We start from the raw sequence: 5,622 nt of genomic DNA, 5'->3' as shown, positions 1-5,622 counted from the left end.
GCCAGCAGCGCGGCCACCGCGTCCGGGTCGGCCTCGGCGAGCCGCCGTACGGTGTCGATGCCCAGTGCGGCGAGCCGCCGGGCGGTCTTGCGCCCGATGCTCCACAGCGCGTCGGCCGGCCGGTCGCCGAGCACGTCGAGCCAGGTGTCGCCGGTCAGCCGGAAGATCCCGCCGGGCTTGCCGAAGCCGGTGGCGACCTTGGCCTGGAGCTTGTTCCCTCCGATCCCGACGCTGCAGCCGAGGCCGGTCGCCGCGTGGACGCGGCGGCGGATCTCGCGGGCGTCCGCCTCGGGATCGTCGGTGTCGACGGCCAGGAACGCCTCGTCCCAGCCGAGCACCTCGACGACCGCGCCGTACGCCCGCAGGACCGCCATCACCTCCGCGGACGCCGCCTCGTACACGGGCCGGTCGACCGGCAGGAACACCGCGCCGGGGCAGCGCCGCGCGGCCGTGCGAAGGGGTAGCCCGGAGTGCACGCCGAACACCCGCGCCTCGTAGGAGGCCGTGCTGACCACGCCGCGCTTGGCCGGGTCACCGTCGCCGCCGACGACGACCGGAAGGCCGCGCAGCTCCGGGCGGCGCAGCACCTCCACCGCGACCAGGAACTGGTCGAGGTCGACGTGCAACACCCACGGGGCCACACTCCATCTTCACCCGAGAGTGCCGACACTGACCTGCCACAGCCGCTCGGCCGCCTCCGGGTCCAGGGCGTGAGGCGCGACGCCGGTGCGGGTGCCGGGCCGATTGGGCTCGGCCTCCTCGCAGTCCTCGAAGTAGCGCCCGCTCACCCCGTCGAGCAGCGGGGAGGCCGCGACGAGCACGGACGTCGCGGCGCCCTGCTCGGGGGTCTTCCACTGCGCGCCGCCGCCACCCGACGCCCGGCGGAGCCGCTCGAGTTCCTCGTCGCTGACGTAACGCTGGAGGTTGGTGCGGATGCCGCCCGGCATCAGGGCGTTGACGGTGATGCCGTCGCCGGCCCAGCGCCGCGTCGCCTCCACCGCGAACAGGACGTTGGCCGTCTTGGACTGCCCGTACGCGGACCAGGGCTCGTACGGGCGCTCGCGGAAGTGGATGTCGTCGAAGACGACCGCCGACCGCAGGTGCGCGCTGGAGCTGACGGACACGACGCGCGCGCCCCCGGCGGCGGCGAGCGCCCCGTGCAGGCCGGTGGCCAGGGTGAAGTGGCCGAAGTGGTTCGTGGCGAACTGGAGCTCCCAGCCCTCCGGCGTGCGCGTCTCCGGCGCGGCCATCACGCCGGCGTTGTTCACGAGGATGTGCAGCGGGCCCTCCCAGGCGGCGGTGAAGCGCCGCACCGAGGTCTGGTCGGCGAGGTCGAGGGCGGCGACCAGGACCTGCTTGTTGCCGGTGGTCGCGATGATGTCCTCGGCGGTGTGCTCCCCGGCCTCGCGCCGGCGGACCGCGAGCGTGACCTCCGCTCCGGCGGCCGCCAGCGCCCGCGCGGTCTCCACGCCGATGCCGGACGCGCCGCCGGTGACGACGGCGCGGCGGCCGGTGAGGTCGACGCCGTCGAGGACCTCGGCGGCCGTGGAGGAGAAGCCGAAGGGCGTGGTGATGCGTGTCATGATCTTTCCATCTCCCCGGGTCCTGCGGTGTGCAGGTCCGGCCGGTAGGATGTGAACCGGAGGAACCTCCGTATGACTCCAACCCTAAGCGGAGGAGCCTCCATTTACAAACCCGCGTCACCTGAGGAGGAGCCGTGCCATCCACCGGCCCCCGACCGCTGCGCGCTGACGCCCAGCGCAACCGCGACCGCCTCCTCGACGCCGCCGCACGCGCCTTCACCCGGGCCGACGGTGCGGAGGTCACCCTCGACGCGATCGCCAAGGACGCGGGCGTCGGCATCGGCACGCTGTACCGGCACTTCCCCACCCGCGAGGCGCTCGTCGAGGCGACCTACCGCAAGGAGCTCGCACGCCTGTGCGACGCCACGACGGAACTGCTGGAGAGCCTGCCCGCCGATGAGGCCCTGCGCACCTGGATGGACCGTTTCGTCGACTACATGACCACCAAGCGCGGCATGGCCGACGCCCTGCGCGCCGTCATCGCCTCCGGCGGCAACCCGTTCTCCGAGAGCAAGGCCCGCCTGACGGAGGCCGTCACGACGCTCACCCGGGCCGGGGCCGCCGCCGGCCGGATCCGGCCCGACGTCGACGCCGCCGACGTGGTGGCGAGTCTCGGCGGCGTCTCCCTGATGGCCGCCGAACCCACCCAGCGCGAGCAGGCCGGCCGGATACTCGACCTGCTGATGGACGGCCTCCGCTACGGCGCGGCCGGTCCGTAGGGGCGCGGTCCGGCCTCCGCGGCCGGGCAGCGGAACGCCGAGGCCATGCGGCCACGACGCACGGAGAGTCCACGCCCCACGCGTCGGCGGGCAGGCCCGCGAGTACGGCGGTCGGCTCACGACGCCGCGCTCACCCGGCCGCCACGACGCGCTTGGGAGCGCGGGTGCGCCAGGCGAGCTCGACCGGCCGGGCGAGGAGGTCCACGTCCGCCTCTTCCAGGTCCAGCTCGACGCCGATGACCTTGTCGAAGCGCCGCAGCCCGGCGAGGGCCGGGTGCTCGGGCACCTTGGTTCTACGAGTGCGTCCTGGCCCCACTTTGGTCGCTGACCCCACCTCGCCGTCAGGGATGTCGGTTTGGGCGAGTTTTGGCCCCATCTGAGCGGTTGTGGGGTAGCAAGGGGGCGCAGAAGACCAAGGTCGAGTTGTTCGCGGCGATCCGGCGGGACTCCGGCCTGGAGGCCTTCTACTGCCGGCCAGGGCAACAAGGTGCTCACGAGAGAGGCGGCGTTGAGGGCGAGGTCGGCCGCAACCGCCTGGTCCCCATCCCATGCGTGGACTCGCTCGCCGGGCTGAACGCCTTGATCGATCAGTGGGATACCGAAGATGACCAGCGCAGGATCGGGTCCCGCGCCCGGACGGTCGGTGAATACTTCGCCATCGAACAGCCGCTGCCGGACGAGCCCTTCCCAATCGGCCGGGTGACCACCCGCGCGTCGACCGTCGCTCGCAGATCTGCGTGCGGATGAACCACTACTCGGTTCTGGTCAACTTCGAGGCCCTCCCCTCCATCCCATCCGCGCTGATCCACACCCTCGCGAAATGTGAATGGGTCGAGAACGGCCACCCCCGGTGCCTGATCGGCGACTCAGGGACTGACAAGTCACACCTGCTCATCGCGTTGGGCACCGAGGCCGCGATGGCCGGTTGCCGCGTGAAGTACGTCCTGACCGCCCGCCTGGTCGACGAACTCGTCGAGGCCGCCGATGACACGGTGCTCACCAAGACCATCGCCCGCTAAGTCAAGAGGCGGTCGACCCTACGGCGTGCGGCTGGTCATTGCACCAGCTGGACGTGTGGGTGGTCGTGTGATGTTGGGCAGATGCGGACAATCTGGTTATAGCCGCGTCCGATCTGAATCTGACTCGGTTGCGCCAGGTACGCAGGGCTGGAACTGGAGATGCCGGCGGCCTGGTCCTCATACGGGATCCAGCTGTCAGCGTCGCTGTCCCACTCGAACCCGGCGATCGTCAGCAGCGGCTCTGTCGGCGTGCCACAGACAGGACACGGCTGATCGTAGGGGTCGGTAAGACCCCAGCGGATCAAGCCACCCACCTTCCAGCCGGGAGCGACGGACAACTCGGCCAGGTAGAACTCCTGCGGGGCGGGCGCGTAGGAGCCGTCCGGAGCGGCGCCGGCCGCCTGCCACGTGTTCCAATCCTCCATCCGCTCCTGCAACTCCTCGCTCAACTCCAGGAGGGCGGGATACTCGGTCACCTGCTCCGGGTCGATCAGGCACGGCTCCGGCACGTAGCCCTCGAACTGCACCGCGGGCGGTTCCGGGCATGCGGTGAGGATGTCGGTGACCTCGTCCGCAGAACGCCAGAACAGCGCGGTCCTGGGCACGTACTCCTCCGGAGGGTGGTCGAAGGGGCACCACAGCACCTGGAGCAGGTCCAGCCCTGCGGGCACGGGCAAACCGGGCACGTCACGCACGTACAGTTGCGCGACCGGCAGCATCGCCATCGAACCCTCATACGGTTGGGCGACCGGCGGCTTCGTTATCGGAACGTCGGGCAGGGGATGGATCCGGCGGAGGGTCTCCCGCTCCTGCGTGGTCATGCTCCTGCCATACGCGGCAGCACGGATCCGTCGTTCCAGCCTCACGTCCGCCAGGGACATGGCCGGGTTCAGCCCGTCCAGTTCATGGGGGCCGTCGCAGTGCGGCCACGGCTCGGCGGCCGGCCACAACAGCGGCCCACCGACCGAACTGTCCTGCGGCGAAGGGCTCCCGGGGCGGGGATGCAGCCGAATCGCGGTGCGGGCCAACGGTGCCAGAGCAGGGAACACGGCTGCGACGTCGACCGGCCGCGGCGGAGTGGTGCGAGTCAATGCGAACCTTCGAAGACACAGAGGTGTTCGACTCCTGTGACGACGGCGCCGGTCACAGGCCCGAAGCCCGAGCCTAGCCAAGGCAGGTACCGCACCGCGCGCGGGATGACACCCGTACGAGCCGCTTGGACATCGTCGCCTCACCGACGAGGAACGCCCGCGCGATCTCGGCGGTCGTCAGCCCGGCCAGGGTGCGCAGCGTGAGCGCGACCTGCGCCTCGGGCGCCAGCGCGGGATGACAGCAGGTGAACATCAGGCGCAGCCGGTCGTCGGTGTCGGCTTCGGCTTCGCCGGGCTCGGCCGGGGACGGGGCGGCGGCCTCCCGGCGCCGACCGCCTCACGGCGCAACCGGTCGATGGCGCGGTTGCGCGCGGTGGTGGTCAGCCACGCGCCGGGCCGCCGGGGAACCCGTCGCGCGGCCGGCGCCGCCGGGCGAGCGCGAAGGCGTCCTGCGCGCACTCTTCGGCGAGATCCCAGTCGCCGGTGACCCGGATCAGGGTCGCGACGACCTGACCCCACTCATCGCGGAACGCCTGGTCGACGGCGGCCTCGACCTCGGTCGTCACGGCCGGCGGACGGGCCGGTGCCCGATGGTCGCGTGGCCGGCGGCGATCTCCAGCGCCACGCGCATGCCGGTAAGGCAGGACCCGCCGATCCGCTCCTTCGTCTCGGCGAACGGCGCCACGGTGTCGCCGCGCACGACCCCCCGGCGCGGCACCTCCTCGCTCCAGGCGCCTCGGTCCTCTTCGGCGGGCTCGGACAACGGGTACTTCACGGAACCTCCTCAGGCCGTCTCACCCGTACGACGAACGGGAACCCTCGGAAGAGACCGGGCCGTGGTCATCGGGTCGATCCGGCGCGGTCGAGCAGCTCGTGAATCAGGCCGACGACCTCGTCGGGGCCGAACTCCATAGCGTTCTCGCCGACGCTGATCTCGAACGCGCACCGGCGCGGGTCCGGGAGCGAGCGCACGCGTGGGAAGAGCTGCACTCCCGTCTCGGCGAGCAGCGCGGCCCCGGCCCGCTCGACCGACTCCTTCGGCGCCGGCAGGTGGACGTGGAACAGGGGTGTCTGCGGCGGCTCCGGGCACGTACGGGCGGCGCCGTCGGCGTTGACGGCCGCGGCGATGGCGAGCGCGTGCTCGCGGAAGGCCGGCATGCGCGGCGGGATCGTGTCGAGGCCGGCCAGGGCGGTCAGCGCGAGCGGCCAC

General features: G+C 71.9%; 12 protein-coding genes. 3 read left to right on the top strand and 9 right to left on the bottom strand.

The genetic code is table 11. The features are described from left to right. Together ACFFNX_RS40360 and ACFFNX_RS40355 are read right to left on the bottom strand one after the other, a co-directional pair. Positions 1 to 629 (bottom strand): DNA polymerase IV (locus ACFFNX_RS40360; RefSeq protein WP_378211452.1); only part of this gene is annotated, 629 nt, incomplete at its 3' end. A 21-nt stretch (positions 630 to 650) separates the two neighbouring features. Then, positions 651 to 1,583 (bottom strand): SDR family NAD(P)-dependent oxidoreductase, encoded by a 933-nt coding sequence (locus ACFFNX_RS40355; protein ID WP_378211451.1) that lies wholly within the window; start codon positions 1,581 to 1,583, stop codon positions 651 to 653. Positions 1,584 to 1,717: 134 nt separating this feature from the next. Here ACFFNX_RS40355 and ACFFNX_RS40350 point away from each other — a divergent pair, with 134 nt between their 5' ends. Next, a complete protein-coding gene (locus ACFFNX_RS40350; RefSeq protein WP_378211450.1) occupies positions 1,718 to 2,302 on the top strand; it encodes a TetR/AcrR family transcriptional regulator in 585 nt (194 codons plus the stop codon). A gap of 130 nt (positions 2,303 to 2,432) precedes the next feature. Here the strand turns inward: ACFFNX_RS40350 and ACFFNX_RS40345 are convergent, their stop codons facing one another. Continuing rightward, entirely contained in the window at positions 2,433 to 2,588 is a 156-nt protein-coding gene (locus tag ACFFNX_RS40345) for a hypothetical protein (protein WP_378211449.1), read from the bottom strand. Positions 2,589 to 2,854: 266 nt separating this feature from the next. On the opposite strand from ACFFNX_RS40345, the gene ACFFNX_RS40340 reads away from it, so the two are divergent. Together ACFFNX_RS40340 and ACFFNX_RS40335 are read left to right on the top strand one after the other, a co-directional pair. Next, positions 2,855 to 3,049 carry a hypothetical protein gene (locus ACFFNX_RS40340; RefSeq protein ID WP_378211447.1) on the top strand — a complete coding sequence of 65 codons (195 nt, stop codon included), beginning with the start codon at positions 2,855 to 2,857 and terminating at the stop codon, positions 3,047 to 3,049. Next, entirely contained in the window at positions 3,046 to 3,321 is a 276-nt protein-coding gene (locus ACFFNX_RS40335; RefSeq protein WP_378211445.1) for an ATP-binding protein, read from the top strand. The genes ACFFNX_RS40340 and ACFFNX_RS40335 overlap by 4 nt, the downstream gene beginning before the upstream one ends. Before the next feature lie 35 nt (positions 3,322 to 3,356). Here ACFFNX_RS40335 and ACFFNX_RS40330 read toward each other — a convergent pair whose 3' ends face one another. From ACFFNX_RS40330 to ACFFNX_RS40305, 6 genes are all read right to left on the bottom strand, one after another. After that, a complete protein-coding gene (locus tag ACFFNX_RS40330) occupies positions 3,357 to 4,142 on the bottom strand; it encodes a hypothetical protein (RefSeq protein WP_378211444.1) in 786 nt (261 codons plus the stop codon). Positions 4,143 to 4,485: 343 nt separating this feature from the next. Beyond that, positions 4,486 to 4,665, bottom strand: a complete 180-nt coding sequence (locus ACFFNX_RS40325) for a sigma factor-like helix-turn-helix DNA-binding protein (RefSeq protein WP_378211442.1) — start codon at positions 4,663 to 4,665, stop codon at positions 4,486 to 4,488. Further along, complete coding sequence (locus ACFFNX_RS40320; RefSeq protein WP_378211440.1) at positions 4,665 to 4,871, bottom strand: sigma factor; 207 nt, start codon at positions 4,869 to 4,871, stop codon at positions 4,665 to 4,667. Before ACFFNX_RS40320 ends, ACFFNX_RS40325 begins: the two co-directional genes overlap by 1 nt. After that, positions 4,793 to 4,978: an RNA polymerase sigma factor gene (locus ACFFNX_RS40315; protein ID WP_378211439.1), complete on the bottom strand. Its 186-nt coding sequence runs from the start codon at positions 4,976 to 4,978 to the stop codon at positions 4,793 to 4,795. The genes ACFFNX_RS40320 and ACFFNX_RS40315 overlap by 79 nt, the downstream gene beginning before the upstream one ends. After that, positions 4,975 to 5,187, bottom strand: coding sequence for a hypothetical protein (locus ACFFNX_RS40310; protein WP_378211438.1), 213 nt, complete (start codon positions 5,185 to 5,187; stop codon positions 4,975 to 4,977). Before ACFFNX_RS40310 ends, ACFFNX_RS40315 begins: the two co-directional genes overlap by 4 nt. A 65-nt stretch (positions 5,188 to 5,252) precedes the next feature. After that, the coding region (locus ACFFNX_RS40305) for a hypothetical protein (protein ID WP_378211437.1) at positions 5,253 to 5,622 on the bottom strand (370 nt) is incomplete at its 5' end.

Source organism: Actinoallomurus acaciae (genome assembly GCF_042429965.1).
Taxonomy (GTDB): Bacteria; Actinomycetota; Actinomycetes; order Streptosporangiales; family Streptosporangiaceae; genus Actinoallomurus; species Actinoallomurus acaciae.
The sequence above is the reverse complement of the archived record's forward strand: the minus strand, read 5'-3'. Positions and strand labels throughout refer to the sequence as shown.

Bases quoted from the DNA above. Each gene is read 5' to 3' on its own strand.
- ACFFNX_RS40355 (WP_378211451.1), bottom strand. From the start codon at position 1,583: ATGACACGCATCACCACGCCCTTCGGCTTCTCCTCCACGGCCGCCGAG.
- ACFFNX_RS40335 (WP_378211445.1), top strand. From the start codon at position 3,046: ATGAACCACTACTCGGTTCTGGTCAACTTCGAGGCCCTCCCCTCCATC.
- ACFFNX_RS40330 (WP_378211444.1), bottom strand. From the start codon at position 4,142: ATGACCACGCAGGAGCGGGAGACCCTCCGCCGGATCCATCCCCTGCCC.
- ACFFNX_RS40325 (WP_378211442.1), bottom strand. From the start codon at position 4,665: ATGTTCACCTGCTGTCATCCCGCGCTGGCGCCCGAGGCGCAGGTCGCG.